Here is a 26,974-nt window from a genome sequence, read left to right as displayed (position 1 = left end):
TCTAACCAATTTGAATGTTTACTGATCAACTCATAACCTATCGCCACCACATCAAAGGACACATACTCATGAAATGGAACATTATCTCTGGAAATAAAGAGAGCTTTACTGGCGCACCTGAGTGGGCCTCAAAGAAAGTAATAATTGACGGCGATTTGATGTGGTGGGATGGCGTGTCAAAGTTTGAGCCAATCCATGGCCCAATTGTTTCATGTCAGTTTGAATATGAAGAAGAGTTTAAGGTAATTGCTGAAAGGGAAAGCATCTAACTAATTACCAAGAAGCGTTATAATAAACGTCTTAGGTGACCCTGTTCTGTTTTCGATATAGAAATTATTTGTATTCGCTGCAGAGATTGTGAGGTTACCAGCTGTACCGGTACTACCAGTTAGCACTCCTGTTACTACACTTACGTTAGTCGTTGTATTAAGACTGATTATTACCGCTGATGGTGATGATGTAGCACGTAACCATAGACTTCCTGCCGGGCTCCCCGCGCCAGCTGCTGAAACAGGGGTTATATGCATGTTAGCGGTGAAATCACCAGTGGGCGCAGGTATAACAGCTACGCTGTTATCGGCAATAGTAACGCGAGTACTATAAAACCCTTGAGGGGATCTGGCGCTGTTACTTATCGAATAAGACATCGGGATTGTTACAGAACTAGTTGCGTCAATATTATAATACAAGCCGTTACCTGTAGTCAGCTCTGGCGCGGTTTCTAATAAGATTCTAGCACCATCAGTAACGTGTATAGCATGACGATTCGTAGCAACGTAAGACCATCCTGCTAAAAGAGTGGCCCTCAGTGAGACTCGATGTGCGGAGCCGCTAACATAAACAGCCTCGGCAGGAGATCGATTAGACCGCATTCCAAGCTGGATATTAGAAGGGACCGTGCCACTAAGTCGGAATGCAGCCCCCTCTGTCGAGTTCCCTCCAACATCAGAATTACACAGATAGCCCTCGATTGTTCCATAAGCCGCATAACTATTACTACTAATCTCAATGCCACCGCCACCGCCATCTGCATACATATTGCGTAGATGAAAGTTTGCCAAACCAGAACCCGCACCTACCGCATCTGCTGCATAAAACACACGCTTATAGAAAATACCAAACGCATTATCAATGAACAGACCATCAGCCCTCTGAATCTTGTGACATAAGGTATTTAATTTCGTGTAATTAATAACATTTAGATCTTGTGACCAATATGGCCAGAAGTGGCTCCCAACCCATCGCTGAACATCCGCTGAACGTTCACATTCATACCCCACTAATAAAGGTTGCCCTTTAACATCTTTGGATTGTAAGTTACCAGAGCCCCTAATTAAAATCATTCTACTTGATTTTAAGAAGGTTATATCCTCTATCTCTGCTGTATACTCAAAACGCAAGTCGTGTTGCGCGGCAGTGGGTTCCCAACCTACGGCAGGTGCTGCCTGATTACGGTCAATACCTAACCCACACATACGAACAAATCTAGCGTTATTAGAGGGTGTAACTTCGTCTCTAAAACGCAGACCGTTATCTAGATGATCAAGGTATAACCATGACCCGCCATCTGGGTAGCTTTGCACTAAACTCGAAGTAACACTCGCACCAACTCCGAGGTAAGTAATTGCACCTGAATGGGTTATAATAGAAGTTAATCGGAATGCTTTGGTTGAGAGTAATGCCGGGATAATTACAGGAATATCGAGGGCTAACGCTACATCACGTGCTTTCATAAAACTTAATGTATCGTCTGTTCCTGATCCCGTAACACCTGATGTTGAGTCACCTTTGCATCCAGTCTGGTAAAGATTTATCTCAATACCAACAAACTCCCACCAAGCTCCGTCAGCAGACTGAATCTTCCCTGGGTGAGCAGGCTCAGAATCTACCTTCTTGTAATTGGCTGCCCCACCGTCTCCAGCAGTATAATATCCGATAACATTTAAGAAATTAGTTGCCGGTGGAATATTGGACAGTGCTACCGCCATGACGGTATCAAACCTTGCACAGCCAACGTGAGGAAATGGATTAAATCGTAAAGGTGAATACCCAATTCGCACAGGATCAGTGGCCTCAAGTTGCCACCATTCTCCGATAGTCGAAAATACTAATGTGCCATTAACTGCATCACGGGCGCCATCAAAGTCTGGAGCCCTTGCCCAAGCCGCTGGACCTGACACCCAGATACCATTATCAATTGGGTTGGTTTGCCCCATTAATAATATTCGCATTCCTGGAGTCGTTACTGTTGTTATATCGCCATTAATAGTTGACGAATTTATTGTTTGCTCCCCATATGTAGGAATGTTATATGCAACGGAAATTAATACAGGTGGTTTCACTGCGACACTGGTTGTCAAACCATATAGACGGTCTTCTTGTGTTGCTGGCATTTATTTTCTCCTGGCGTGCGTAATCCCCACAGAGCAAATCTGCGGTAGTTTTTTTGAGCAATAAAAAACCCGCCGAAGCGGGTTAGATGTTAATTAAGAGGGGGGCGCTTAAGTAATTCTTTTATATGTGCGGGCAGCATCGTTGTTAAAATTAACCCCGCAATGAATACTATTGATACGAAAAGAATATCCCCCCCAGACAAATAGCTTTTATCGAAAAATAAAACCTTAGTCGATGGGTAAAGAAGGCATATGGAAAGAAATACATGGGCAATAATACCTTTCATTTATTAACTCCTTATCACTTCCCAAGCATAAACTGAGACGGGGGAATTAAGAAATCGTTTCCTTGATTCTTCCTAACATTTTGCTCAAATCTATGCAGCGACCCCGGAGATAATGACTCCTGTATCTGGTTTAAGATCAGATAATTCATAATAGGTCTGGCCCAGAACACGTTAATGAATGGGGTATGGTCAACTACAAAGCGGAAAGCGTCTCCAGCCTTAGCATCGCCAGACCGTGTTTTTTGGAATAGAGTAATTATGTCATCTAGGTTTCCCGCAACCGGACCCGCCATTGATGTGATTGGCCCACTCCCAAACCGGTTAACCTCTCCAAATAAGAAGTCACCGAACAACCCCAACCCTCCACCTTGCGCCGCTGCCGCCAGGAATGTTTTACTGTCTGCTGGCCGTGGAGTTTGACCTTTAATCATCAGCTTGGTTTGCATAGACAGGTAGCCGAATGTGGTCATCCATAAAAACATCTGCGCCAGCCCAAGCATTTCACCCTTTCCGCTTTTGAATAGAGCGCTTTGCAGATTACCCCATCGGCTTTCCCCTAACGGAACTGGCGTATAGCCACGCCCGAACACTTCTCGCCCCAATGCCTGCTGCATGAATGAAGCGGTAAAAGATTTATACTGCCCAATAAACCGGAGCAACTCACCTTCCACTGTACCAGGTTGTGTCCCTTGCTTCATCATGGCTCGTGTTCGCGCGCCCGGCTCAGTCATTGCAACCATTACGCGGTCAAGGATATAGCCACGTAGCTTACCTGCTAACTCTTCCCGCCCCGCCTCAATGCTTCGCTCATTAACCTTGATGTTTTTGTCAGAAACATACTTGGCGATCATATCGTCAGGTATTGAATCAATCCCATCTGGCGTCATGAACTTGCGCCCTTCGGAGCCCTTCAAATCCATTGACCGATACACTGACCATTCAGCGTCACCGATACCATGCAGATCTAAGGCGCGCTTAAGATTACTGTTTAGCGCTCCGTGTGGCGTAGCAGAGTTATCTGCAAGCCAGTGGGATATCATCGTTGCAGTCGTGTTCCGTGATGCGTCAGTCCACCAACTCAGTCCGTTCACTTTAAAGAACTGGCGCTGTAAGTTAGCAACCTTACCGGGGAGCGTAACGTCACCTGAGAATCGCTGAAGTATTTCATCACGCATACTATCGGCATAGACGCCAAGAGAGCTTAAAATCTGCTTCTGTTCGTCAGTTTTAAAGCGCTTTAATCGGCCGGCGAGCGATTCACTCAGCGCTGACATGAAGTTTTTACCCTGATACCTAAGCTCCAGGGCATTACTTGCAAGGTCATTGAATGACGAGATCATAGCCCCGCCGAGCTTTATCGTAGAGTCGATGGCGCGGGTAGTCGAGCCGAACCTTGCTAAAGTGGTTGAACCAGGAATGTTTGTCTGACCGGTCACCTCTTTCATTTCGTTCTTAATGTTGCTGCGACGCCTATCAGTGAACGCCCTCAGCGCTTTCTCATTGCCTTTTAAATCTGCCGAGATAGTGTCTGCAAGATAATTAAGCATGTTCTCTGGGTTTGTTCCAAGCACTCTCATGAGGCCTGTGTTGCGTGCAGAACTTTCAAGTCCACCATAGATAGCTTCTCGCAAACTACCTACGCCGAATTGCTTGTTGTAATCAGACCATGCCACGCCATCAGTGAAATGAAGCACCCGCTCTTGGCTGGCTTTTTTAGCAACGTTCTGACTCCCCTTAAATCCCTTCATCCAATCTGGCTTTTCAGATGAGAGATGAACACCAGAGGCTAATCCGTCATAAACGTTTTGCAGGAAAGCATTCTGATCGGTAACGCCATCAAAAGTGGCTTTATCTAGCCTCGGTAAAATCGCATTTCTCCACACATCAAAACCAGCAGCGCGGATCTTCATCATGTCGTGGCCTTGCCGAGCGATATACCCAGGCATTTTACGAACCCATGCGCCAGCACGGTTGGCATCAATGCGCGCTGACTCCTGCCACTTTGTGATTATTTGAGCAATTTTCACTGACTCATTAGTCATCCCGACAGTGGATTCATTCTTTCCAATACGCCACATAGCATCAGCGATTTCAGTATCATTGCTGCCGCTGACCAGAAATTTAATTAATCCTTCTTTATCCAAATCATGATTCAACCCTGATAGATACTTAGAACGGAGCTGAAATTGTTCACTGGAGGCAGATGAACGACTGCCGGTTCGGGCTTCATTTCGCCCTACCAATATTGCTGATAGTCCAATGTCAGGCCGATCAGGGAAGCTATCACGGATAAAGGTTAATCGCTGGGCGGCAATGCGAGTATTGATAGCCTTATTTCTGGCTTCAATGACGCGAGCCAATTTTTCTTCGTTGCCTAATTCATTGGCTGCCCGTAGTGCTGCCTCTTCAAGTGAGATGCCTTCATTCTCAGCACGGATACGCTTAACAGTCGTTTCCATGTTGTTAATCAGCGATTCCATTTCACCTTCCGAAAGCTCTCGCCCGGCTGCCTTATTCACTACCTGCTCACACGCGGTTAGAAACTGGTTAGCCATTACATTCTCCTGAGCATGCAAGTAGCATAGGCCTGAAGGCCTTTGAATATACTTTCGTCATTTGCTTCGCGGGCTGCCGCTTCAATGGCCCCTCTTAACTCCGGCGAGTCAATATCGTTAACCATGTTGGTTGCCAATTCCATTTCAGCATTGAGATCTTCTTGAGCATTAACCAGGTCAGCGTTGTCTCTATTGGCTCTAGCAAGGTGCGCGTCGGCATCACGACTAGCGTTAACTGTCGAAATATCAGCATCAGCTCTTGGCCCCTGTTGAATCTGAGCGATTGATGCATCCCTCAATTGAGGATCACTCAGGTTAAATACCGGCTCTAAATCTGGCGTTTTCCCTTGCATCATATGAGATAGCCCAGCACGGAAAGCATTTTCCCTTACCGTCCAATGGGACTCATCAATGCGCTGCGAGGCATTTTTAATTCCCTGAGTGATGTTGTTTAATTGCAAAGACTGCCGAATTTCATCAGCACGATTACTTATTGCAGTTCTCAAATTGTCGGGGATTTTACCGCGCCTAACTGACGCTATTTCGCCTCGCGCCACCTCTGATTTCGAGTTAGATGCTAATGATTGTTCAATCTCACCACGCCTTGATAGCAGAGCCTCTTTTTCAGTGGCAATATCATTTAGAGCCTGATTGCGAGCATCTTTAAACTTCATCCTCTGCTGTTGGTATGCGGAGGTGCGTTCAGGCAATGACTGGTCAATAACATCTATAGCCCGATTCGTATCGACAATTTCATTTTTCAAGTCAGCAATGTTATCGACACGGAATGCAGCCGTGGCCTCTTGTTGGGCTAAGTAGTCAGGAACGACATCATCGTATGCCTTACTGTGTGCGTAACTATCCATATCTCTGGCGATGGTTTCGCTCAGGATTGGCGTCGTTCCATTTTCATTGAATTGGCGCGCTACTGGACTTGGTGACTCAGGGGTCAAAAATGACTCAGCATTCATTGCTGGACGTTCTACGGCATCAATGGGAGTGGTCGCCGCTTGAGTCCTGCGCCCCCGAACCATATCAGCAATAACGCCGCCGCCAGCGTGCATAATCCCGCCGCCAACTGTGCCCATGAAGATATTCTCCATCGCATTTGCCATAGAGTAATCTTCACCTTCTGCCGCCGCAGCTTGAGCTGTGAATGGGATTGTTACTGCTGTTTGAGCGGCGCCCATAGCGGCACCCTGGACGAATCGCTCTCCCACTCGTCCAAGCATTGTCGCGGCCTTTGCCTGCCCAGCAAACGGAACCAAACCAATAGCAAGGTTTGCCGGGTCAGCCATTGAGCCAGCAAGCCCTGCCATAAAGTTAAGAGGGGTATTAATAAAACCAGAGGGGGCTGATTGAGCTATTTGTTGCTTCGCTAATGACTCTTTTCGTGATTCGCTAACATGGTCAAGATAGGATTTTGTTACGCCAGAGTCAGGAATATTAATGCTTTTAACGCCCAATTCTCGTAGTTTCGCATCAGCTTCGGCCTTGCTTACAATCTCTGAGTTTGGGTCGTTAGCCAGATTGTCAGCTTCAGCATAGCGAATTGCTGAAACTAAAGGCCCCTCCCTGAGCCCTGAATCAAACGAGGCCTCCAGTGCATCACCAAGGCTTGATGGGGTATTACTGATTGGCTGGTTGATCCCCTGCCCCGGATCGCTGGTATAGATTGGCATTTGTATTCCTCATACCCTCAGCCATAGATGGCGCTTCTGATGTGCCTTGTCGCCCAAGTTGCCGCGCAGTTTCCTCATTACGAGCCTGAGATTCCTTTGCTTCCTGCCCCGGCGTATAAGTTCTCGGTTTATTCACTTCTTTTGATAGCTGATTGAAGTAGCCACGATTGGTTGAACCCAGTTGAGCCAAATCAGCAAAGCTAGCTGTAACCGGGTTTCCGTCGGCACCACTAACAATCAACCCATTTAAAGTGAGCATTAAACCGGTTTCATCTGCATTGGTTACCCATTCCGCGCTATCTTTGATGCGGTTCAAACTCTGCTGCTGGTTAACCTCTTTGCTTAGGCGCGGATCGCCAAGTAAAGGTGTGATGTCTGCTGGTTTAAGTTTGCTCATGAATGTGTCTACACCGTCCGATACATCACTCATATCAGCATTAGCGGCAACCGGTAGTCGCCAAGTTCCCTTGGTCTGGTACTGACTGCCTAAAATATCCTGATAGGCCTGTGAAGCCGCATCCGAAGCGCTCATGCCTTTCTGCATATTGAGATAGGTAAGCCTGCGCCCCTGGTCATTAAAGTTATTCCAAACAGGAACGCCGCCAGGCTGTCCAACCATCGTTGCTGAAAAGTCTTTGGATTGTGACGCCCATTCAGTATCAGCACTTTCTGCAGCTCCACTGGACGCTGAATTGATAGACCCACGTAAATCAGATGTCTTCACATCCCGATTTTGCCAAAGAGCATTGGCGGCACGAGGGTTATTAGTCGCCATTACGACCTGAAGCACTGGTCCAGATTTCTTCTGAACTTGTTGCATAACTTGCTGTGAATATGGCCCGAACTGCTGCCCAAGAGACTGGATTACAGCAACATCCTGCTCTTTGTTGTTGTCAATCTGCTGAAGAATTCCATTCACCAACGAGTCAGGGAGCACATCTTTGTTTTTAATGCCTAGGCGCTGCTTCTCCATTAGGACTTGATGAGCCAACTGAGCACCGGTTGACGGATCGCTTTGGTAATTCTGATATGCCTCACTTACCGTTGGAATATTTTGCACCATCCATCCGCCGGGATCTTTCTCCCTTGCCGCTATAACTTGCTGATACTTCTGTGCAACTGCGGCATAACGCTTCTGTTTGAAAGCAAAGTCAGCTTCGCCAGTAGCAGGCATCAGTCCATTAACTGTTTCCATGCCGACATTAGCCGGACTTGAAATAACAGCCTGATATGCAGGTTGCAGGGCTAGCGTCTGCTGGTATTGGTTAAACTGTTGATAGGCTTGCGCGCGATCAGCAGGGGTTGAATTAAGTTGTTGCGCGGAGGTGAAGTCAGAAATCGTTACTGGTGTTTCTACTGATTGTCCAGCATTCACTCTGGCAACATCGTTCTGCATTCGTTGCTGAATATTAAATCGTTGCGCTGAAGTGGCTGTATCAATGACGTTATAAGTCTGTTCAATGGCTCTGGTTTTCTGCGCCCCATCAAGATCAGAAAACTCAGGTGAATCGATGATAGATTTTGCAGCGCTTAGTTTTGAGGCATTACTCAGTACCGATGAAACATAATTCTGCGTTTCTGCATACGGAATGGAATTTGCGAATGACTCATCGGTAATCTGTCCTTTTCGGGGGTCACCAAACCGGCCAATCCACTCATCAACTTTACCAGGCCCGGCATTGTAAGCTGCCAATGCTAAGACAGGATTTCCGCCATACTTTTTAAGCTGCTGGTTGAGATACGCCTTACCAAGAGCAGCGTTATAATTAGCATCGTTCTGGTGACGAGTGGGATCCCATGGCAAACCTGCTAGCGCGGCGGCTTCCGGCCCTGTAGCTGGCATCACTTGAGCAATGCCGGTAGCACCTTTCTCTGATATAAGTGGTTGACCATCAGGCCCAAATTGACGCCCACCACTTTCTTGCCCAATAACAGCAGAGAATAAATCATCCGAATTAATGGCATCACCAACTTTAAAGCCAGATAGCGCCTCTGGATTCATGAGCGAAATTTTCACATTACCAATGCGCTCGTTTACTGAATCCCATGCGGCCTGATCCAACATCTTCTTTCTGGTGTCTAATGGGATTAAAGCTGCAATGCCAGCACCAGATTTAAGCGCGCTGACTTGTTCTTGTGGGGTTAACGATGAAACTGATGCTGTTGCATAGTCTACCGCTGACCGTTGCTTTATTTGCTGGGCCTGCTCTGCTGAGATGTAGCCGCGACTATGAGCACCGATAATCGCATCGTTAGTGGCGTTGATAAGTCCCATCCGAGTTGATTCATCTTTAGCGCTAATTGCTGCTTCACGATTTGATGTAATTGTCTGGTCAAGCGATGCCCGACCAAAATCAACCTCTTTATTTCTTGCCAGCCCACGGACTTGGTCATACCCGCGCGCAATGTCATTGTTTGACTCAATCTCAAATAGACGCTTATCTGAATTACTCAGCAATAAGCCAGCAGACTCTTCTCTGGCCTTGCTGATTTGCTCGTTGTATCGGTCGCCAAAAGTAGAATAATCATTGTCACCATCAAAAGATGCCATAATATCAAGCTTCTTTTTTAGGAAATTAGATTGCGCTTCAGCATAGTTAAACTGATCTTCCTTTTGCTGAATCTGTCCGCCAACACGCTCAAGTGACTGCCCCAATCCTTGCAGCGCTCTTGATGGGGCAGTTATGTCTGCGCTAACAACTCCGTGCGCCACATCCGGGATGCGACGGCCAATATCATTTGCATCAGGAATACGAGCCATTTATTTATCCTTAGAAAACACTTTTAGTGCCTTTAGCGGCGCTTATTTTTGCTGCCTTTGGTGACGACGAACCTCCACCGTATCGGTCATAGAGAGAACCGCCAGCCTGAAGTAGTGATGATATGGCGTTAATCGTTCCTGCTTTCTTCGCGGCGTCACCCTCAGCTCGCCTAACGGCAGCCTGATTGTTTAATTGACTGCCTTGCTGATTACCTCCCCACAGGGAGGTTAGGGCATTAAGTTCGCCTTGTGATTCCATGTCAGAGATATTGTTAACGAATGACGTTGAATCAGCAGCAGCTCCGGAGGCAGCACCAACAGCTAAAGCGCGAGACTCAGCTAACCTAGCTTGACGCCTATCTTCCATTGCCTGTACTTGAGATTGAGCGCGGGTGTTACTGGCTTGTCTGTCTAGCTGTGATGCTTCAGAATAAGCTTGCTTCTGTTGCTGACGACCTTGGTTAATTGCTCCAAATCCGCCAAGCACAGATCCAAGACCCTGAGTTATGACGCCGAATAAGCTTCCCATACCATTACCTTTTTATTTATGGGCTTAAACCCCATCCGCTTGAGGAATCTATTTGCTGACTCGTGCTTATCACTTTCAATCGCGAGTATGGGCTGATGATATTTTGAGAATATCTCTTTCACAGCCAGGCGGGATGCTTTCATAATTGCTACTGGGTATTGCTGGGCATCATCTTTCATGTCCATGAATGCCATGTAGTGATCAGGTTGATGCATCACCCCACATATCATTTTCGGCTCATCATCAACTTCCATCACGATTGCGCGCATAGTTGCAGGAATTCGCCCATACCAATTGCGTATGTCGTTCTCATTGGCGTGTCTAATGTTATTTGTCATGGGTGGTTAGCCCTATAATCGCAGCTAATATTGTTGCTGGCCGTGGCGCAGAGGCTTGCATGCAAATGCGGGAATCCGTATCCCATTCACCAGGGAACTCTATTGCGTCATTATCATATTCATCCCATATTTTCCCATCAGGAACATATGCACCACGTTCATCGCGAGGCATATCGTCTAAGTAGTCAAATGATGGGCCAAACTGAAGGCCTTGTGCGTGAGTATCGGCAAGAATAAGTCCAACTCGCGTAACCCTTTTTCGCTGAGTAAGGGCGGTACCCATCCCTGCCGAGTATGCAAGCTTTGTACTTTTGAATTTGGCCTTGTACCCAAGACCAGCAACGATATTGCTCCTGGCCGAAGGGAGGGTTATTTTTCCAGACGAGACAATGTGTTCGCCAATATCAAAACCATCAGCCCAGACAACAACGCTTCGACCTTCGAGATGATTTAACCCCGATAACTCATTGACAGGGAGGCCACTATAAGAAATGAAGGAATCAGCAAGCTTGCATAGCTGACCACCTCGGCATTCAGATTCGCGAGCCCACTTCTCCAAGCAGCGATTGCCATTTCGGTTTACAACGTAATAAACTTGATCTTCCACTTCACCAGGAAGAGAGATAACTTCCTCTACTCTCCCATCGGTTTCAACTAGCACCCAACACTTAACATCTTCATTCTTATCAAACACCTGCACGGCAACAACTCCATCTGACCTTACGCAGTGAATGCGTGTATCAGGCTGGCGCTGAGATCCGATAGCAATGATTGATGGAAGCCCAACTTCCGGACATAAGCTCATCATGTCGGAACTTGCGTAGTCGTAAATACCAGGGTCATAGTTCAGTTCAAATACCCTTGCACCGCCGCGTTGTACAAATATGGCACTACTATCAACTTTAAGTGCGGCAACCGAAGAGCTACCTTGAGTGGATGGATATTTAATGCCGAAGTTAGTTGGTGTTAATGGCTCATCGAACGATGATGACCGTAATGAAGCTTCAGCGCCTTGGGTGCCAAGAATAAGCCGAAGCAACGGCATCAACCAGTTAACGGTGTCTACCGGACCTGACCCTATCGTCCCTGCGATTGGCCCTGAATCACCCTCTGTATCTCCATCAAATGAAGAAAATGCATCAGATACACTACCCCAAAAACCATTCCCCCCCGCCCACCACAGCCGCCCCTCATAAAGGGCAACAGATGTAGGCCATCCGCTTCTACCAGACCACGCCCCTTCAGACCATAGATCTGTTGAGCTTGTACTACCAAGTTGAGATAGAACGCTAGCCGCTACCAATGTTTCAGACATCACGTTAGTAATGCGAACTACACCTGACCGACTACCACCAGAAAACTGTAAAGCAACATTAATACTCCCACTAGTCCAGTTACCCGCCTTAAATCCCACCCGGTAATAAATGATTTGATTAGTCAGCGAGTCGTTATATGTAATTGTTCCATCAGTAGTATCATAAGTTGTTACGTCCACCCACGCACCTGGCTCACTTACTGATCGCTGAAGTGTCAACGTCCCAGACCAAGGGCCATCACCTGACCTTGTTTTTACGATAATGAGATTTCGTGAGGCATCAATACCAGTAACCCTTATTGGGTCTGTGAATTGTCCTTCACCACTTAATAGTGAAGCTGCTGCCTGCCCTGTTGACTCAAGCCTAAATAATGCACCGGAGTGAGAGGGCCTAAATATTGGAGATGATGATGTTACGGTTATATCACCTGAAATTGCACTAGCTGAAAGCCTGACGCTTGTCACATTCTCAATCTTGAATGGCCCATCAGCAGGTGCATATACAACCACCGACCATGAGTTATTGCTTCGTCTCTCTATTTTTCGCTGCTGCACTCCTTTACAGGCAACAAAAATAACATCTCCACTCTGGTCGTAACGGACATTAATAAGGTCGCTTTCTGTCCAGGGAGTTGGGATGGACATAACCCCAGCTGCTTCTATAGCAACAGAGCGAACATATAGAGAATAAATGGCACGACTAGAGAATTGAATGTGAAAATTACCTGATGGTACAAATGCCAGGGAGTGCGTCCCTTCACTTAAAGTTGATTCAGAAACATAATCATCAGCCCCGACACTTGACCCAATCCTTATTGTTACAGCTTCTCTAGGCACCACAATACGAACAGAGTGTTGCTTATTAACATTACTGCCAGACACGGTCACTTGCTGCCTAAGAATTGCAGAGTTAAATCCGGTTCCCTTTAATCTAGCCCCAAACTCAGACCACACGGTCGACGCACCTGATTCGTCTGCTACCGTCCAGCCTGATAGGTCTGAATTGAATCCGCCATTTGTTATTGTTGTTGTTACCGCTGTCCGCGTAACCAGCGAGTCATCATCCCATACACGCATGGCCCCATTAGTTAACTCAATAAGCGCAGTATCATCAGTAGCAAATATAAACTTTAAAAACTTAGCCTTGAGATTGCTTCTAGTTTGTCCAAGATACTGCAACCCTGGGCGCAACATCATTGAGCCAAGAACTCTTGGCATCCAGTTTGTTTGCACTTCAGCAGATAAAGCAATGCGGTCAATGTCAGTTCTCGCAAGGGCAAGCTTTGAAACAATGCCTCGGTTAAAAGCCTGCAACGGAATGTTATTACTTGGCATTTATTCCTTCCTTATCGACGGTAATCTCTTGTTGACCCGCCCTGCCTCGACATAACCCACCGCCCTGACGGGAAAATCTTAGTGGGTTCTTGCAGCGCATCTTTCGTGAGAGCATCTGTTTTTGCTGATTTGTATTCACGCGCCAAAGCATCTTGATCTGACCCATTCTTTAATCGTGGAGATATTTGCAGAGCTAAATAGGCAGCGACAAAATTGTTATATGTCTCTGGCCAGAGAGAGGTATCAAGACCAAATGCTTCATCGTTTGATACATAACGAATGTATATCTCATCAAGATCGCAAAACCAAAATCCAGCCTCGTCGGTATACTGGATTATTGGGCTGTTGAAGAATGGGTCTGATGCAAAAGCCACGGTCCTAACGTAGTCATCAGGCTTATTAAAGGCTCTTCGATAACCAAATGGCGGCTCAACTGAAGGTGAGTAATTGACGCGTACGGAACGTATAGCGAAGTTCCATTGTCCTTGCTCAAGGCAATATTTCAGGGATCCGTTCCACACAGCATCAAGTAATCTTCGTGGCTCTCTATTCTCGGTCAGAGATGTAAGTTGCCGCTCTCCTACCAGCCGCAACGCATCGTTATAAACATTGAGCTGGCTTGGCATTTCATTCTCCTAATTCGTTCAATTTATCGACTTTAGTCTGAGCGTCTTCTTTAGTTTCAATGCCTTTTTCAACAACCTCTTTATCAGAAGTGCGAATGACCCGCCATTTGTGAGGGCCTGCGAATTCGCAGCTGTATGCTAGTTCTTTTTTAACAGAAGATTCAGACGCACTGTTTAGTTCAACATGTGTAAAGAATTGGATGTATGCAGATATTTTAGTGACTTTAATCACAATGCCTTCGGCAAAGAAAGAACCATCCTCTGCAATAACCTCAATGCGATCATGCTTGGATAGGATATTTGTTACATGAACCCACGATTCCGGATCTTTAAAATCTTCAATCGTTTGACCATGAGTGGCTGTCACACTAAATACAGTTCGCGTGTATTCAGCGGGTTTTATGAGAGTTGGTAGAATGTGCATATTAGCCTTTTATAGGGGCATTACTGCCCCTTGTAATGGGTGTGATAATTAAGCCAGAGCTGTAACTGTTACTGCTCCAGTAGATGCGTTAACTGCTGTAACAGATGCCACGGTGAGCACACCAGTAGTATCGACAACGGCATTAACGACATCACCTAGCTTCATGCCCAGCGTCTTTCCATTGCTGAAATAACCAGTTCCTACCACTGTTGCTCGCGCATCTGCGGAGATGTATGACCATTCTGCGCCGCCACCCATAACCCGGTCTTGCAGCAGAGCTGGAGGGTTAGTTGTTGAGTAAGCCATTTTTTTCTCCTATTAAGCGAAAGCGGAACCATCGTGGATGATTTTGACAACACCTTTGTTTTGCAAAAGCTTGCCTCCCATGTATGCAGTTGCACGAGCAAATGAATAATCCTGCTCTTTGTCATAATCGACGACGGTTTGCAGGCCTTTGATATCCATGCCATGACCAATTGCATTGCGGTGGTACAGGAAGCAGGTTTCAGCATTTGTGCCTTTGCCTGGCAGATTTGGATGGACGATCCAGTTAATACCAGCCCAAGAGAAGGACTTCAGAGAGCTGTCAGTTACAGCAAACGGTTTGTTGTTCACATAATCAACAGAACCAAACTCTTTGGTTTGCATCAAGTAGGCTTCTGCTGCTGGAGTAATCAACGCAAACAGTTGGTTATCTGCTGGCACCTCGTTATTACCAAGAATTACTTTTCCTTTCATTGCCAACGCGAGCGACATGGTTGCTGCCGCACCTGTTGTTTGTGTCGCTGCCGTAAGTTCACCAATAATGTCTTGGTCGGTTTTACGGTTAAGCACAGCCATGGTAGTGCTCTGCATAATTGCACGCTGATCACCCTGACTTGCAAAAATATTGAATCCAGTTTTGCGAACTAAGTCATGCCACTCAACCATAGTTGCAATCGGTTGATTTAAGTTATCTGCTCGAGCAGGGATCAGCCCATTAACGCCACGAGTTACAGCGGTAGCGCCGCCAGAATCAGCTACTAAAAATACGAACTGATTGCCCTTGACAACACCTTCGGTTGTTACAGTTTGACGAACCAGTGATTGATTCTGCTCAAACCCAGCAATAAATTCATTGCTGTACATAGTTTGGAAAGCGGTATTCGCCATTTTAATTTCCTCATCGGGTTATATGTCGCTCCGACGGGGTGTCCTTTCTTCAGACAATAGAGGGGTGTCCCAAGTGAATGGGGGCCGATTGTCTGGTGAATGGGGCCGTTTTACGCGTTGGTGTAAAAGATTGGGTGTTAGGAATTGAAGCGCTCTTTTGCTTCCAGGAGTTGCATATAGCGTTCCTGCATTTTTGTGTCTTTGTTGTAAGCAGATCTGTTGTCTTTCATAACCTTTTCAATTTGCTCAAGTTCAGAATCTACTGCACTGATGTTTGTTGCGCCGGCAACAACGGTTCCAACTGGATTAACCTTGCGAGCCATATCAACCATCCAACGCATAATGTCTGGGTTGTTGAATAGCGCGGTGCCATCGAGTGCTTTAGCTCCAGCAAATACATCACGAGCTGCCTCTGGCAACGTAGCAATGACGCCATTCACCAGATTGATATTTCTCTTAAACTCTGGCCCCCACTCTGCACGCAGGACTTCTTCTGTTTGCTCTTGCAGATCAGCGTTTCGGTCGTAAATCTCTTGCCGCTCTGTTTCAATCTTGTTCTGATTCCACTCGATGGCCGCCTGAACAACATCCTTGGGAACATTCTTCCCATGCATGGTTTCGATGAAAGAGCTAACTCGCTCTTTATCTTCATCGCCAATGATTACTCCTGACGGCATGCCACTTAGGTAATCGGTCGCCTTTTCAGGAACGTCGTTATCCTTACGCCAAGCTGATAGCTCTTCAGCTGTTGGGTTTTCTGGTAACTTCGCTGCCTTCAGCAATTCACCTGAGCTAACTTTGCTCTGTAGCTCTTTGTGGGCCTTTGCTAAAGCCTGAGGTGACGCGTAGCGTTCTAACTGTTTGCGGTACTTCTGATCATCACCGGCTAATTTGTCGCGCCAGTCTTCAGGGAATTCCGCAACTACTGCCGGAGCCATTTTATCTGGAGTGTTTAACGTGCTTGGTTGCGGTGTAGTTTCAGTAGTGGTAGCTGACGCAGTGGTATCAGTAGTGACTTCAGTGGCGTTGCCACCACCACCGTCACCACCCTCGGTGCTTAATTCATTACAGTAGCCACGAAATTGGGATAGATTCATAAAGAGATTCATGTATAAGCCTCAATAAAAAACCCGCCGAAGCGGGTCATTTTTTATTTTTTCTCTGCTTTGATTGTTCAATCACAGCAGCGGGTAAGTTGATTATCTTCACGATAGAGGCGCCAATATGCCGCTTACCCTCCGCGAATGCCGTATCTCTATCACTGTTAGGTCGATAACTCAGGTCGTAATAACCGGTTAGCGCCATCAATTCCTTAGTGATTAGTTTCTGCTGGGTATCCGTTGCGGCCCCTTCGTGAAGTGCTTTAAGCGCATAAACGAATGGTAGATTGTCAGCCCACGGATAAGGCTCATATGGAGGTGGTATCGTCATCCAATTGCCTCCGCTGCTTGCGCTGCTGCTGCGACGTTCTGCATAACACTAGCGCCTTGTTGAACATCCTCAACGGCTGCCTGCGCCTGCTGTTGTTGTGCTTGTTGATTAATTAGCTGGTTAGCATCATCTTCGCTGCGCATCCACTTGGCTGGCACCCCGAACCCATCCATTGCATCACGGAACGCAACTCGAATGTCCACATCTGCCACAACTGTTGGGTCAATCTGCGCAGCAACGCCAAGCATCTGAGCTGCATTCTGGAGTAACCCTTGCTTCTCTTTGCCGATGGCATCCTGTAATGGACTTTGGAAAGTGAACCTAACCTCTTGTCCACGTAGTGATTCCGGTATATCCATCGGAGAACCAAACGCGCCGCCACGCATGAGAATATCGAATGACATTTCGCACAGGTCGCCGCTGTATTCGTATTCGATTGGCGCAAAGATGGGAAGAGCTTGGCGGATGTACTCTTGAACTCGCTGACTGACTTCATACGCTGTCATCTCGCGAACTGATGGAAGCGTTAACTTATCCAGATAGAACGCCTGAGAAATCATCTCACGCACGTCATCGCGGATATTTATGCCTGCTGGCAATGATGTGTTCTTACCAAATTCAGCAATCACATTGCGAATGTCAGTATCCATTTCAATGTCAGCCCAAGTGATTCCGCCAGCCATTAAGTTGAAATCATCACGGAATACTTCTCTACTTGCCACCATTGGTGGATCAACGGCTTTCTCTCCAGCCTCAAGTAATACCCTGCTGATTGACTGAATTAACCTAGCATCAGGCAAAGCAACTATGGTTGCTGGGGAGTAAGCATATTGAGATCCAGCAACAGTTTGCCAGCGAGGGATAACATACATCCGGTGAAATATTGGGATTTCTTCAATTACGTGTTGATTCTCTACGTCAATGTAGACAGATACATAAGGGGCTGCATTTTTGTCGCCGTACTCTTCAGATGGCACGACAATGTGGCGGCACTCGAATTCCCGATAAGGCTCTCTTTCAAGTGAGGCATTTACTTTCGCATGAACCTTATCCCCGAACGTAGCCTTTAAATCTCTTGCTGTGGGCTTCCACTTTCGATGAATGGTATCAATAATGCCTTCTGAGTTTTCAGCCCAAGCCAGATCGCGCAGATGCCAGCAGCGGTAAAGTAACCCGTCAGCATTCTTGTTTAACTCAACGCTAATAGCGCACTGGCCGAATGCTGCATAATCGTGGTCGGCTTCCTTAGTGGCTCGCACAAACTGAGTGCGGCGGTCATACATTGCTTTAAACTGTACATCTCTGGCCCACTCAAGCCATACCTTGGCCGAGTGGTCATTTGAATCATCATCACCAGTGTTTAAGTTGAACCACTTATCACGGCGAAGCATTGAGGCGAATGAGTTACCCAAGTCACGGCGAGCCATTACTGGGTAGGATGTCATCAGGTGATCTGCAAACTCAGTACCGAGCGAACGGCAAACAGTGAAGTCGGCGCGCTCTGGGTAGAACTGTTCTGCTATTTCTTGCCACAAATTTAGAATTGGTGACTTTTTGCCGAACAGGTGATCACCCTGTTTAATTAATTGTTGAGCGCGAGCTTCCATTTATCCACCTAATTTGTCACTGCCGCCGCTTAAAATTGTGCTGGTTCGCCCACTTCTCTGTTGTTGCTCCGCAGTCTTGCGTCGTCTGGCGCGGGTAACCGCTTCTGTATCTTCGATGGGCATTGTTTCCTCTGCCGCTGGCTGAATGATTGTTGTATCTGCTGTGCCACCGCCGAGGATGTCGCCAACAGGCTTTAAAATTGAACTAAGTGCGCTGGAGAAAAACTTTCCAATCCCGCCCATTACCGTTTCCTCTTCGTGGATGAGTGACCTAAATTTACCTTTGGCGCTGTGCCAATCCTTACCTTGTAGCCACCCCTGATGTTTTCTTGCTTCTCTCCGTCAGACCAAGCCATCACAACGGCATCACCATCATCAGGTGAGCGACCTAACCGCTTAACTAGCTTGTCTTTTGCTTCGAGATGGATAACACCACCGCTAGCACCGCGTTTAACTTCATAAGTTGGAGCTGTTAGATCGGAGAGAAGCTTGGGATCATCAGGTAGAGCAATATCAGAACCTCCCGGTTGGTCAGGGTTTAATACTTCCCTAAATTGCCAGTAAGCCTGAGTGCGAATATTTGCGAACGAGAGAAGCTTGTCAGATGTTCGCTTGTGCGACGACTTAATGCCCATGTAAGAGGCTGCATCAACTCCATTTTCTCGCAGATGGGCATATGCATCACCACCCCAGCCGCCACCAATATCAATGATGACCTTTGCATTGTTGCGGCGCTTTGAAATTACCAGCCCAGCTACATCAGAACCGCACGGAGTTTCCTTTCCCGGCACTGATTGAGTTTTATCGAACCACGAACCATATCGGGAAGCCAATACCGTGTTATCACTCCCGCCTTGAGCGACGTCGACGCCGATAGCACTCATATTTACGCCTACTGGTGGCTGAGGCTTCCAGCGTGACATAGCGGCCTTAACCCATGCCGTAGGGATACATTGAAATGCTTCATCTTGAAGTGAAGCAGCGAAATGTCCATCACGGTATGCGTCACGCAATTCTTTTGGTAGTGAGTTAAGAATTCGGGAGTACTCACCATCTGCCGCTAAGTCTGGGTTATCGCTAAGTTTCGCAGGGATGAATGTTCGTGATTTTGCAAATACCGGGGAACCATCTGGCGCATTACCATGAGGGCCTCGCCCATCAACTCCCACTTCTTCGTCAGCTTCATTGCGTATATACCAGCGCAACTCTCCTGGCTTTGCTGGATTAGGGTGAGATGGGTCAAGCCATGCACCCCAGCGTTTTATCACCCATAGTCCAGAGGCAGAGGTTGGCGGGTTGCCAGTGCAAACTACTCTGCATCGCTGTCCTTTTGTTGTTGACCGGTTCCAGATGGTGATGAATTCATATTGAGATTCGAGAAAATCCGTGATTTCATCAAAGCAAATCAGGTCGTGTGGGTCACCTTTGTAGCGCTGCTTGTCTGTCTCCAGTTCGCAGCCACCAAATTGAACCAGTTGTTTATCTTTACGCCAGATAAGGTCTGAACCATTCCAGCCATCACGACTACCGTCAAATAGTTTGCCTATTAACTCAGCTTCAGCCAACTTCTTAGCGTCTTCACGAATGCGCCGAAGTATTAACGTGCGTTCGTGTTGAGTTACAGCTAATCCATTAACCAGTGCTGACTTTCCACCGCCAGCCTGCCCGCCGTAAAACAACTCGTCAGCCTCACAGTAATAGGCGTCAGTCTGTGGTCCAGGATTGGGTATCCATATCTGATCTCCCGTCGCGCTCATTACCTCTTTGGCTACCTGACTTAAAGATTCAGGCGATAGCCCAACAAGACGATTGAGTACATCGTCGAATGAGATTGTAGACATGGATACCTCTAATGGGATTAAGCAATGACTCCAGCAGCCTTATCTGACGCAAGAAGAGCGTTAACGCGGGCGGCGAGTGTTGCCACATCATTTCGGACAGCAGTTAACGCGGTATTGGTAGATGTTAATGATGCGGCTGTTGCATCGGTGGTAGCGGCGGTAGCCGCCGGAATCACAGGAACAGTATTCCCGCCTGATGTACCACCAGATGAATCAGTTAGTGCTGTAATGGTTGCTTGTTGCAATACGCCGCCGCGAACTAATGAAGTTGGTGCGGGAATGGTTAGCGTGACGCCAACACCAGCAACAATCTCACCGTCCAGAACAAGCGAGCACTTACCGTTTGAATCAGGCGCTGTAATGCCCAATCGCTTACCGTGCAATGAAACTAAAATATCAGGCATTTTGTTGCTCCCGCGTTGATTGCGTTAAGATAAATGCAAGACGGCGCGCAATGTCCGTCGTATTGAGGTCTTTCTTGAGTGGGTCATCAGGGTCTTTCGCTACTTCGTCAAGATTGTAAGCTTGCCGCTCAAGACTGATTAAGTTTTTCAGGGCATCACTAAGCGCTTTAACCGACTTTACGCGCTCCGGCATGCTGATTATTTTCTGGTAGATTTCATTCAATCTATCCTGTCCTTTATCGTCAGGATCAAACATCAACTCGCCAAGCTTTTCCAAGGAAGGTACATCGGCGCACTCAGCACCTAGTTCATCGAATAAAGTGTTAGTAATGTCTCTGGCGCGGCGAATGTCACCGCGATGTTCCATGCGAACATTAGCAATAACCTCGGCACTAGCTTCAATGAGTACGCGTTCGGTAAGTGTCGTTTCGGTGCGTACCTGCTTGCGTACCTCTTCTTTGCGTACCAAATCTTCAGCACGTTCTTTTATCTTTGCAGATAGGTCACGCGACCAGTCATCACGCTTTGCCCGCTTCCGTATAGCCCCCTCACTAATGCTGTGTTGTGAGGCTATTTCACGCAGAGACATCAAGCCAGCTCGGTATGCCGATTCGATGGCCTCCCAATCTGGTTTGGTCATAATAAATTCCTATGGTTTTAAACATTCACAACGTAAGCTAATTTTTTCCCTAACTGGAACTAAGTTTCATGACTTCGAAATGCCTCCAGCTTTTTTCCGTTTTCCTCGGTTTTTTAGGCACATCCATAATGTTTTATTACAGTCACTCTGTTATTCCACTGGAAGGGTCTGACTTTGTAAGCACAGAGGAAATAAATGAAAATAATAAAATCATTCGAGCAAATAAAAGAATAAAAATCATGCAAAAAATAGGCATAGCTCTATTAAGCGCAAGCTTTATTACTCAAGGGGTTTCTATTGTTATGTGAGATAAGGGCATTGAAAGTGGATGCCTGTAATGATTGAGAGCCGTTGTGAAAGTGGCTCTCAATCTTGGGGGCTTGTTTTCACGCAGCCTTATCGGTAAGCCCAGGAATGGTAACTTGTCCGTTTTTGTCCAACTGCTCAATACGGGCGGTTAATCTCGGCTTCGTCTTTTTACCCCACCGATTTAGCAACCGCCCTGACATGCTAGCGACATCTTTTTCTTTCATGTATTCCAGCATCACCGCATTGCGCTCAGCCTCATAACCTTCTCGATATTTTTTAAGCTCACCAGTCATCCAATTAAATGCGTTGATGTAAGCCTCTTTCACTGTGGCAGCAGCTGGCCCATTGAAACCCATTACCAGCATCACAAACCCACTAAAATCCATTCTGAAGTAGCGTTGCTTCTTATCAAAAACCCCTAACTCATTGATTTTCTCGGAAACGCAAAAGTGCGTTTGGCGAAATTCAGCAGAGCAATGCATCCTGTCCACGGCTCGTAACACGTCTGCATGCCGCTTATTGAAAGCCTTAGCAACTTGCATGGTGTCAGTCATTACCTCTCCGGCATCTACTGCCAGGAATTTTTTAAAATCGAAATCTATTGTCGTGCTAATTGCATGCTTCATAGCGATTACCTTTTAGAAAGATGAGCCTGTTCACCAGAATGCCGCCCGAGAGAAGGTCGCCACCTTATAGCGGCAATTCTCAGGCTCAGCTTTCTGAAAGACTCTCGTTTGAAATGCGCGGTGAATGCGCGGAGATATTGCAGGTACAAAAAAGCCCCACCGAAGTGAGGCTCTATTGGGTGTTTATTGCTGCATTACTCGACAATCATCCAATCTAAAGCCATGAGGTCAGTACTGGATGGTACCCACGTAGACATAATATTATTGTTGCATATCAGTAACATTGAGTGACTGATTTCATCGCAGTGCCAAATAGACACGTAAAGCCCCTTCCCATTCCATCCCTTGCGGCTGATACGCTTACCCAGATTTACCGCATCTAGCGCAAGACCAAAGGTTAGTCCATCCGTCGGCATGTACGACTTCTCAAATACAGCCTGCGGTGACCATGAAATATATCCAGCATACCCCTCACAGTTTGATGCTGAATCAGGGTATTCAACGAGATATCCTGTGTCTTCAGGGTTTTCATCACTGGGTACTGCCCAGCCTCGAATGTTGTTGTATTGCTCACGCGTCATGGGTGTTGCGTTAATCTGTTTTGTTCCGATGTAGCTTTTCATTGTTGGCAGCCTCTGTAGCTCATTAATGGCATCTAGTAATATTATTTTTACTTCAGATTTGACACCCTAGTTAAGACACTGGGTGCGGATATAACTCTGCAACCCCGCTATTTGGGTTGTGGCAATGCCGATACGCTCTCGGAGACTGAGATAATCCCGTTCAGCGGCGTTAGTAAGTCTGGCGCTGGCATCATCAGGGACGCTGGCGGGGCCGGTGGTTTTGGACACTGGACTTGTACATGTGGCGTTGAGCTGCAACCGCTTAGTGCCATTAGCGATATCAGCACGAAGGCGCTCGTTTTCAGATTTGGCATCTGCCAACTCCTTGGTGTATTTGATATCGATAGCCGCTACGGCTTGGCGCTGGGTTTCTATCTGGTCGAGAGTGGCTTGTTGCTGCTTGGCTACTGTGGCTAACTCAGCTACATCGCGATTTAGTGATTGCACTCTGTAGTGGTAGTAAGTCAGTCCAAACAGTGAAGCGACCAGCACAGCAATGAGTATTGCCGTTACGCGATTCATGATAGAAACAGCGCCCTTTCTCGCTGGCGGCGCGGTAGTAATATATCCGGGTTGTTTCCAGCCTTCTTCCACATCAGGAATGCGTCGGCAGCCCCTTGGTAGTCGCCAGCATTAAGGCGTTTCAGCACGGTAGAATTAGCGAATGCAGTCGGCCCAATGTTGAATATCAGGCTGCACAGTGCATCGTACTGGTTCTGAGTAAGGGGGGATTTCACGTTAGTTGCGATGGACTTTTCAACCCAAGCCAAATCAGAACGAAGTAGCTCTGTTGATTTGTTTTTGGTGATGACCATGCCAACAGCAACTGGCTTTCCATCAACTACGCCAGTGTGTCCAACTCCAACAGTGGGGATGCCGCGAGTATCTTTATAGCCGATGAGCTTTTCACCCTCTTCGGCCTTAAGTTTGTTTATTCCGTTATCACTGATTTGCATTGCCAGCCCCTGTCTTGTTGCCAACGATGCGCTTAAGCACCGATCCGATATAGTCAGTGCCGAGGTAACCAATAAAGACGCTTGATACCATCGCCCAACCCTGATCGATACTGAGCAATACAAGGATGTCTTTCAGGAACCAGGCAATGATTGAACACATCGCAGCATCGAGCATTCGCTGCGTTCGGCCGCCACCTGCGTACCAGCCGCGCAGTAAAGCCATAATCGCAGCAACTAAGGCGCTCAGTAATTCACCTCTGTGCTCTGCTACCCACGTCACTATCAGCGTCCATACATCTGGGGAGTTGTGCATTTTCATATCCTGCCTCCCCATTGGGGAAATTAATCCCGGCGATTGGTCGGGTTCGTATGCTGTTGTGTAGGGAATAGCCCTGCCGCCGTGATCCATTCAGACACGGAGTTTGTTTGAGGGTGATTGGCGCTGGCGGCGGGCTAAATTATTTTAATGGGGCTTTTCGTACAAATATTCGAGCAATGCTCATGTCCCGAAAAATATTCTAAATTTCAACGTGTTGTTCTGAAATATAATCTCCATACCGAGCTTCTCAGCTAAAGCATACTCAGCCCGAGCACCTGCACTTGATTGCCACCCGCCCAGCATGTAAATGGCATCGGCGCGTTGCAGCATTGCCATGCAAATGCACATGTAGTCAGGTTGAGATAATCCGTCAGGGAGAATTGCTGGATTCAGCGGGACGTGACCAGATGCCGATATCTCTTTGGCTGCCGCATTGAATGCCGCCCGATTGAAATCAGGCAAGCCAGTCATGGGGCCAGCGATATAAGTTTTCATTGTTCTGGCTCCGGAAATAAAAAAGGCCCACCGAAGTGAGCCTTAAAGGTTGGTATGTGGAACTGAGGGTATTAGCCTCGCACGTTTCGTCCTGTAACTTTTCAGAGTTCCACATTCGGCTGGATACTGTTTCACAACGATTGGATTAACCAATCCAGTACCCATGCGAATGTAGAATGCAAAAAGCCCCGGCGATTAACCGAGGCTTCTAATTTTACCGACCTCTCAGCCAGAACGGTTGGAGTTCCAGACCTAAGTCGAAGTGACCAACTCGGCGGTATCTATGGTTAACAAGTGCCGCCGCAAAGTCTTGTTTACCGACTCAACGGATGCAATTACCACCGTTAGAGATGAATCTAGTCCATTTTTCCGGTAAATGCAAGACTTTGTTTTTATAATGTCGCCATCCGTGGCAATCATGCTCCCATCGTGTTCTATCGGGTTACTTTTGCAAGCATTGAATCAGCCACGCCCTCTTCCATTAGGCATTTCGTTACCAGCAGCTCATAGAGCGGCTTAAAACTCTCGTAGCATGTGCTGGATGCCAGTTCAGGAAGGTGTTCTCTAATAGCCTCGTAGACGTCAGAAAACTTAAGCCGCGAATATCCACGACCTGAACATTTCCCACAGGTTTTATAAACCGGAATCCCCTGTTGTTCTGATTTCTCTTTGTCCACCACAGTGCCTTTCCCATTACACCGGCATGAATTTGAAACCACGCCTTTCCCGCCGCACGGCTTACATAGCAATTTTAGTTTTTCACGCAGATCCCTATGAACTTCATACTCGGAAGGCCGGAATCCCTCAATTCCAAAACTAATGGAACCTTTAACGATCTCCCTGTTGAATAGTGGCATTGACGTTTTAGTTGTGAATACCTCTGACTCAGTGAACCCTTCCCCCTTACAGCATTCACACTCGCGAACGCTTGCCGCACTCCTCGCATAATCTGCAAACGCATATCTTGCGAGAGTTTGCACGACGCTTTGTTTAATATCCTCATCGAGCTTAGAGATTGCTTTGTACTTAACGGATTCTTTCAGCGCATATTGAGTGAGACTTTCCACGGCGCGATGCGGATTACTGATCCCCTGCTTTGCCAAGAACAAATCCAGCCCGAAACCGCTTTTAAGGTCTGCCAACCCTAACGCGGCCATGATATCGGTGCCGGTAAGTGAATCAGAAGCCGTTGCCCGTGGAGAGTCGCTGATCATGGTAGATTTAGCGAAGAAGTGTTTCGTTATTGATTCCAGTCTCATGCTGCCATCTCCTGAATGATTATCTTCCCAGCCTCACCCCACAACTTTGTTACCCTCCCATCCCAAATGCGACAGTCGTCTTCAAAAATGGCGTCAAGCAGCGCCTTTTCGAGGTTGTCTTTATCAGGTTTGGTTTGGTGCGGTTTTCCATCCATTTCAGAGCGCTTCTTTTTGCTCCAACTTGGTGGCATCGGGATTACGAAAGTTACGTGGTAATGTGATTCGGGGAGGGATATTCGATTTAGCCTTACTTCATCGCAGAATGCTCGGTATCGTAGAACTGGTGGTCTTTTCTTCCATTTATCACTCTGCGTCATCCTTGGCTTGGGTATGGGAGTTATGTGATACTCGGTCATATCTTCACCTTATTCTCCGACAGTAAGATTGCTTGTGTCCTAACCATCCCCTCAAGGTGAGCTAGATGTGCACTATCGATGTCCATAACGTGCGTACGCCGGTCTATCTCGTCATGGCAAGCAGAGCAACACCACGCGCCGAATAGGTCAGGCGGCTTTATTCCAGTGCCGCATATCCCCGATAGCCGATAGTGGGCCAGCACCACGGTTTCGTTATTGCCGTTACAGATGCCCGGCAGCCTAACTTGGCACTCGCGGCCTTTAGCCTCTTTGCGTAAATTAGCCACGGATAATCCTCCACCAGATGTATGAGAGTAGTCCGGCCGGAATAAGGGAGATCCCCAGCGCAGTAACTGCAATAATTTCAATTACCATCTCTTTTCTCCTTCGCTGCTTTATCAATACATTTCTGATGAGCGTAAATAGAGCCGTCAGTCATTGGTTTGAAACAGAACGCGCAGACTGAGCGCTGTAGTTCAAGCATTCTTTCTACTCCTGAGTCTTAGCCAGCGTTTAGCTAATAACGGATAGATAGCGTCATATGTGGGTATTTCGCTGGCGGGGACTTGTTTGGTTGGCTTGGTTCGGTGGGATACTTTGAATTTGAGATTATCTAGTGCGATTTGTGTTGAACTGACATATCGACTCATTCACGTTCAATCCTCCATATCAGCGCCCATGCGATAAACAAAGGCCAAAGAAGCCCGGCCA

The 26,974-nt window shown here is 47.1% G+C and carries 30 protein-coding genes; 2 read left to right on the top strand and 28 right to left on the bottom strand.

What is annotated here, in order from left to right:
- Positions 1-68 precede the first annotated feature (68 nt).
- Positions 69-269, top strand: a complete 201-nt coding sequence (locus ACIOG0_RS10345; protein ID WP_404705038.1) for a hypothetical protein — start codon at positions 69-71, stop codon at positions 267-269.
- Here the strand turns inward: ACIOG0_RS10345 and ACIOG0_RS10340 are convergent, their stop codons facing one another.
- The 19 genes from ACIOG0_RS10340 to ACIOG0_RS10250 all read right to left on the bottom strand — a co-directional run bounded on the left by ACIOG0_RS10340 (position 270) and on the right by ACIOG0_RS10250 (position 21,320).
- On the bottom strand, positions 270-2,393 hold the full coding sequence (locus tag ACIOG0_RS10340) for a hypothetical protein (protein ID WP_404705037.1): 2,124 nt from the start codon (positions 2,391-2,393) through the stop codon (positions 270-272). It abuts the gene before it with no gap.
- An 89-nt stretch (positions 2,394-2,482) separates the two neighbouring features.
- Positions 2,483-2,680 carry a hypothetical protein gene (locus tag ACIOG0_RS10335; RefSeq protein WP_227732329.1) on the bottom strand — a complete coding sequence of 66 codons (198 nt, stop codon included), beginning with the start codon at positions 2,678-2,680 and terminating at the stop codon, positions 2,483-2,485.
- Positions 2,681-2,694: 14 nt separating this feature from the next.
- Complete coding sequence (locus ACIOG0_RS10330; protein ID WP_227732328.1) at positions 2,695-5,235, bottom strand: hypothetical protein; 2,541 nt, start codon at positions 5,233-5,235, stop codon at positions 2,695-2,697.
- Positions 5,235-6,917, bottom strand: a complete 1,683-nt coding sequence (locus ACIOG0_RS10325; RefSeq protein ID WP_404705036.1) for a hypothetical protein — start codon at positions 6,915-6,917, stop codon at positions 5,235-5,237. The genes ACIOG0_RS10330 and ACIOG0_RS10325 overlap by 1 nt, the downstream gene beginning before the upstream one ends.
- On the bottom strand, positions 6,865-9,678 hold the full coding sequence (locus tag ACIOG0_RS10320) for a transglycosylase SLT domain-containing protein (protein WP_404705035.1): 2,814 nt from the start codon (positions 9,676-9,678) through the stop codon (positions 6,865-6,867). The genes ACIOG0_RS10325 and ACIOG0_RS10320 overlap by 53 nt, the downstream gene beginning before the upstream one ends.
- 10 nt (positions 9,679-9,688) lie before the next feature.
- Complete coding sequence (locus ACIOG0_RS10315; protein ID WP_404705034.1) at positions 9,689-10,207, bottom strand: hypothetical protein; 519 nt, start codon at positions 10,205-10,207, stop codon at positions 9,689-9,691.
- Positions 10,183-10,545, bottom strand: a complete 363-nt coding sequence (locus tag ACIOG0_RS10310) for a hypothetical protein (protein WP_404705033.1) — start codon at positions 10,543-10,545, stop codon at positions 10,183-10,185. The genes ACIOG0_RS10315 and ACIOG0_RS10310 overlap by 25 nt, the downstream gene beginning before the upstream one ends.
- Positions 10,535-13,195 (bottom strand): hypothetical protein, encoded by a 2,661-nt coding sequence (locus ACIOG0_RS10305; RefSeq protein WP_404705032.1) that lies wholly within the window; start codon positions 13,193-13,195, stop codon positions 10,535-10,537. The genes ACIOG0_RS10310 and ACIOG0_RS10305 overlap by 11 nt, the downstream gene beginning before the upstream one ends.
- Before the next feature lie 11 nt (positions 13,196-13,206).
- Positions 13,207-13,821, bottom strand: a complete 615-nt coding sequence (locus ACIOG0_RS10300) for a hypothetical protein (RefSeq protein ID WP_404705031.1) — start codon at positions 13,819-13,821, stop codon at positions 13,207-13,209.
- Position 13,822: 1 nt separating this feature from the next.
- Positions 13,823-14,245 carry a hypothetical protein gene (locus ACIOG0_RS10295; protein ID WP_404705030.1) on the bottom strand — a complete coding sequence of 141 codons (423 nt, stop codon included), beginning with the start codon at positions 14,243-14,245 and terminating at the stop codon, positions 13,823-13,825.
- A 48-nt stretch (positions 14,246-14,293) separates the two neighbouring features.
- A complete protein-coding gene (locus ACIOG0_RS10290; RefSeq protein ID WP_404705029.1) occupies positions 14,294-14,551 on the bottom strand; it encodes a hypothetical protein in 258 nt (85 codons plus the stop codon).
- A 12-nt stretch (positions 14,552-14,563) separates the two neighbouring features.
- Complete coding sequence (locus ACIOG0_RS10285) at positions 14,564-15,397, bottom strand: phage capsid protein (protein WP_404705028.1); 834 nt, start codon at positions 15,395-15,397, stop codon at positions 14,564-14,566.
- A 137-nt stretch (positions 15,398-15,534) separates the two neighbouring features.
- The gene (locus ACIOG0_RS10280) at positions 15,535-16,494 is read right to left on the bottom strand and encodes a hypothetical protein (protein WP_404705027.1); all 960 of its coding nucleotides are present in this window, start codon (positions 16,492-16,494) and stop codon (positions 15,535-15,537) included.
- Between the two features lie 46 nt (positions 16,495-16,540).
- A complete protein-coding gene (locus ACIOG0_RS10275; RefSeq protein ID WP_404705026.1) occupies positions 16,541-16,828 on the bottom strand; it encodes a hypothetical protein in 288 nt (95 codons plus the stop codon).
- Entirely contained in the window at positions 16,825-18,435 is a 1,611-nt protein-coding gene (locus ACIOG0_RS10270; RefSeq protein ID WP_404705025.1) for a portal protein, read from the bottom strand. The genes ACIOG0_RS10275 and ACIOG0_RS10270 overlap by 4 nt, the downstream gene beginning before the upstream one ends.
- Positions 18,436-18,678, bottom strand: a complete 243-nt coding sequence (locus ACIOG0_RS10265; protein WP_404705024.1) for a hypothetical protein — start codon at positions 18,676-18,678, stop codon at positions 18,436-18,438.
- Positions 18,678-20,276, bottom strand: coding sequence for a terminase (locus tag ACIOG0_RS10260; protein ID WP_404705023.1), 1,599 nt, complete (start codon positions 20,274-20,276; stop codon positions 18,678-18,680). The genes ACIOG0_RS10265 and ACIOG0_RS10260 overlap by 1 nt, the downstream gene beginning before the upstream one ends.
- 17 nt (positions 20,277-20,293) lie before the next feature.
- A complete protein-coding gene (locus ACIOG0_RS10255) occupies positions 20,294-20,680 on the bottom strand; it encodes a hypothetical protein (RefSeq protein WP_404705022.1) in 387 nt (128 codons plus the stop codon).
- Positions 20,673-21,320, bottom strand: coding sequence for a hypothetical protein (locus tag ACIOG0_RS10250; protein WP_404705021.1), 648 nt, complete (start codon positions 21,318-21,320; stop codon positions 20,673-20,675). Before ACIOG0_RS10250 ends, ACIOG0_RS10255 begins: the two co-directional genes overlap by 8 nt.
- 128 nt (positions 21,321-21,448) lie before the next feature.
- On the opposite strand from ACIOG0_RS10250, the gene ACIOG0_RS10245 reads away from it, so the two are divergent.
- Positions 21,449-21,628, top strand: a complete 180-nt coding sequence (locus ACIOG0_RS10245; protein ID WP_404705020.1) for a hypothetical protein — start codon at positions 21,449-21,451, stop codon at positions 21,626-21,628.
- Positions 21,629-21,706: 78 nt separating this feature from the next.
- Here ACIOG0_RS10245 and ACIOG0_RS10240 read toward each other — a convergent pair whose 3' ends face one another.
- The 9 genes from ACIOG0_RS10240 to ACIOG0_RS10200 all read right to left on the bottom strand — a co-directional run bounded on the left by ACIOG0_RS10240 (position 21,707) and on the right by ACIOG0_RS10200 (position 26,550).
- Positions 21,707-22,255 carry a Rha family transcriptional regulator gene (locus ACIOG0_RS10240; RefSeq protein WP_087770218.1) on the bottom strand — a complete coding sequence of 183 codons (549 nt, stop codon included), beginning with the start codon at positions 22,253-22,255 and terminating at the stop codon, positions 21,707-21,709.
- Positions 22,256-22,449: 194 nt separating this feature from the next.
- Positions 22,450-22,878, bottom strand: coding sequence for a DUF2829 domain-containing protein (locus ACIOG0_RS10235; RefSeq protein WP_050134056.1), 429 nt, complete (start codon positions 22,876-22,878; stop codon positions 22,450-22,452).
- A 66-nt stretch (positions 22,879-22,944) separates the two neighbouring features.
- A complete protein-coding gene (locus ACIOG0_RS10230) occupies positions 22,945-23,400 on the bottom strand; it encodes a lysis protein (RefSeq protein WP_404705019.1) in 456 nt (151 codons plus the stop codon).
- Positions 23,397-23,834: a lysozyme gene (locus ACIOG0_RS10225; RefSeq protein WP_404705018.1), complete on the bottom strand. Its 438-nt coding sequence runs from the start codon at positions 23,832-23,834 to the stop codon at positions 23,397-23,399. The genes ACIOG0_RS10230 and ACIOG0_RS10225 overlap by 4 nt, the downstream gene beginning before the upstream one ends.
- Positions 23,821-24,147 (bottom strand): phage holin, lambda family, encoded by a 327-nt coding sequence (locus ACIOG0_RS10220; RefSeq protein WP_235896629.1) that lies wholly within the window; start codon positions 24,145-24,147, stop codon positions 23,821-23,823. Before ACIOG0_RS10220 ends, ACIOG0_RS10225 begins: the two co-directional genes overlap by 14 nt.
- 186 nt (positions 24,148-24,333) lie before the next feature.
- Positions 24,334-24,648, bottom strand: a complete 315-nt coding sequence (locus ACIOG0_RS10215) for a DUF4406 domain-containing protein (RefSeq protein WP_087770216.1) — start codon at positions 24,646-24,648, stop codon at positions 24,334-24,336.
- A 434-nt stretch (positions 24,649-25,082) separates the two neighbouring features.
- Complete coding sequence (locus tag ACIOG0_RS10210; RefSeq protein ID WP_404705017.1) at positions 25,083-25,907, bottom strand: antitermination protein; 825 nt, start codon at positions 25,905-25,907, stop codon at positions 25,083-25,085.
- Positions 25,904-26,263, bottom strand: coding sequence for a RusA family crossover junction endodeoxyribonuclease (locus ACIOG0_RS10205; protein ID WP_050127253.1), 360 nt, complete (start codon positions 26,261-26,263; stop codon positions 25,904-25,906). Before ACIOG0_RS10205 ends, ACIOG0_RS10210 begins: the two co-directional genes overlap by 4 nt.
- The gene (locus tag ACIOG0_RS10200) at positions 26,260-26,550 is read right to left on the bottom strand and encodes a DUF1364 domain-containing protein (protein WP_087770214.1); all 291 of its coding nucleotides are present in this window, start codon (positions 26,548-26,550) and stop codon (positions 26,260-26,262) included. The genes ACIOG0_RS10205 and ACIOG0_RS10200 overlap by 4 nt, the downstream gene beginning before the upstream one ends.
- Positions 26,551-26,974: the final 424 nt, after the last annotated feature.

The sequence above is a fragment of the Yersinia vastinensis genome, assembly GCF_044905075.1.
Lineage (GTDB): Bacteria > Pseudomonadota > Gammaproteobacteria > Enterobacterales > Enterobacteriaceae > Yersinia > Yersinia vastinensis.
The sequence above is the reverse complement of the archived record's forward strand: the minus strand, read 5'-3'. Positions and strand labels throughout refer to the sequence as shown.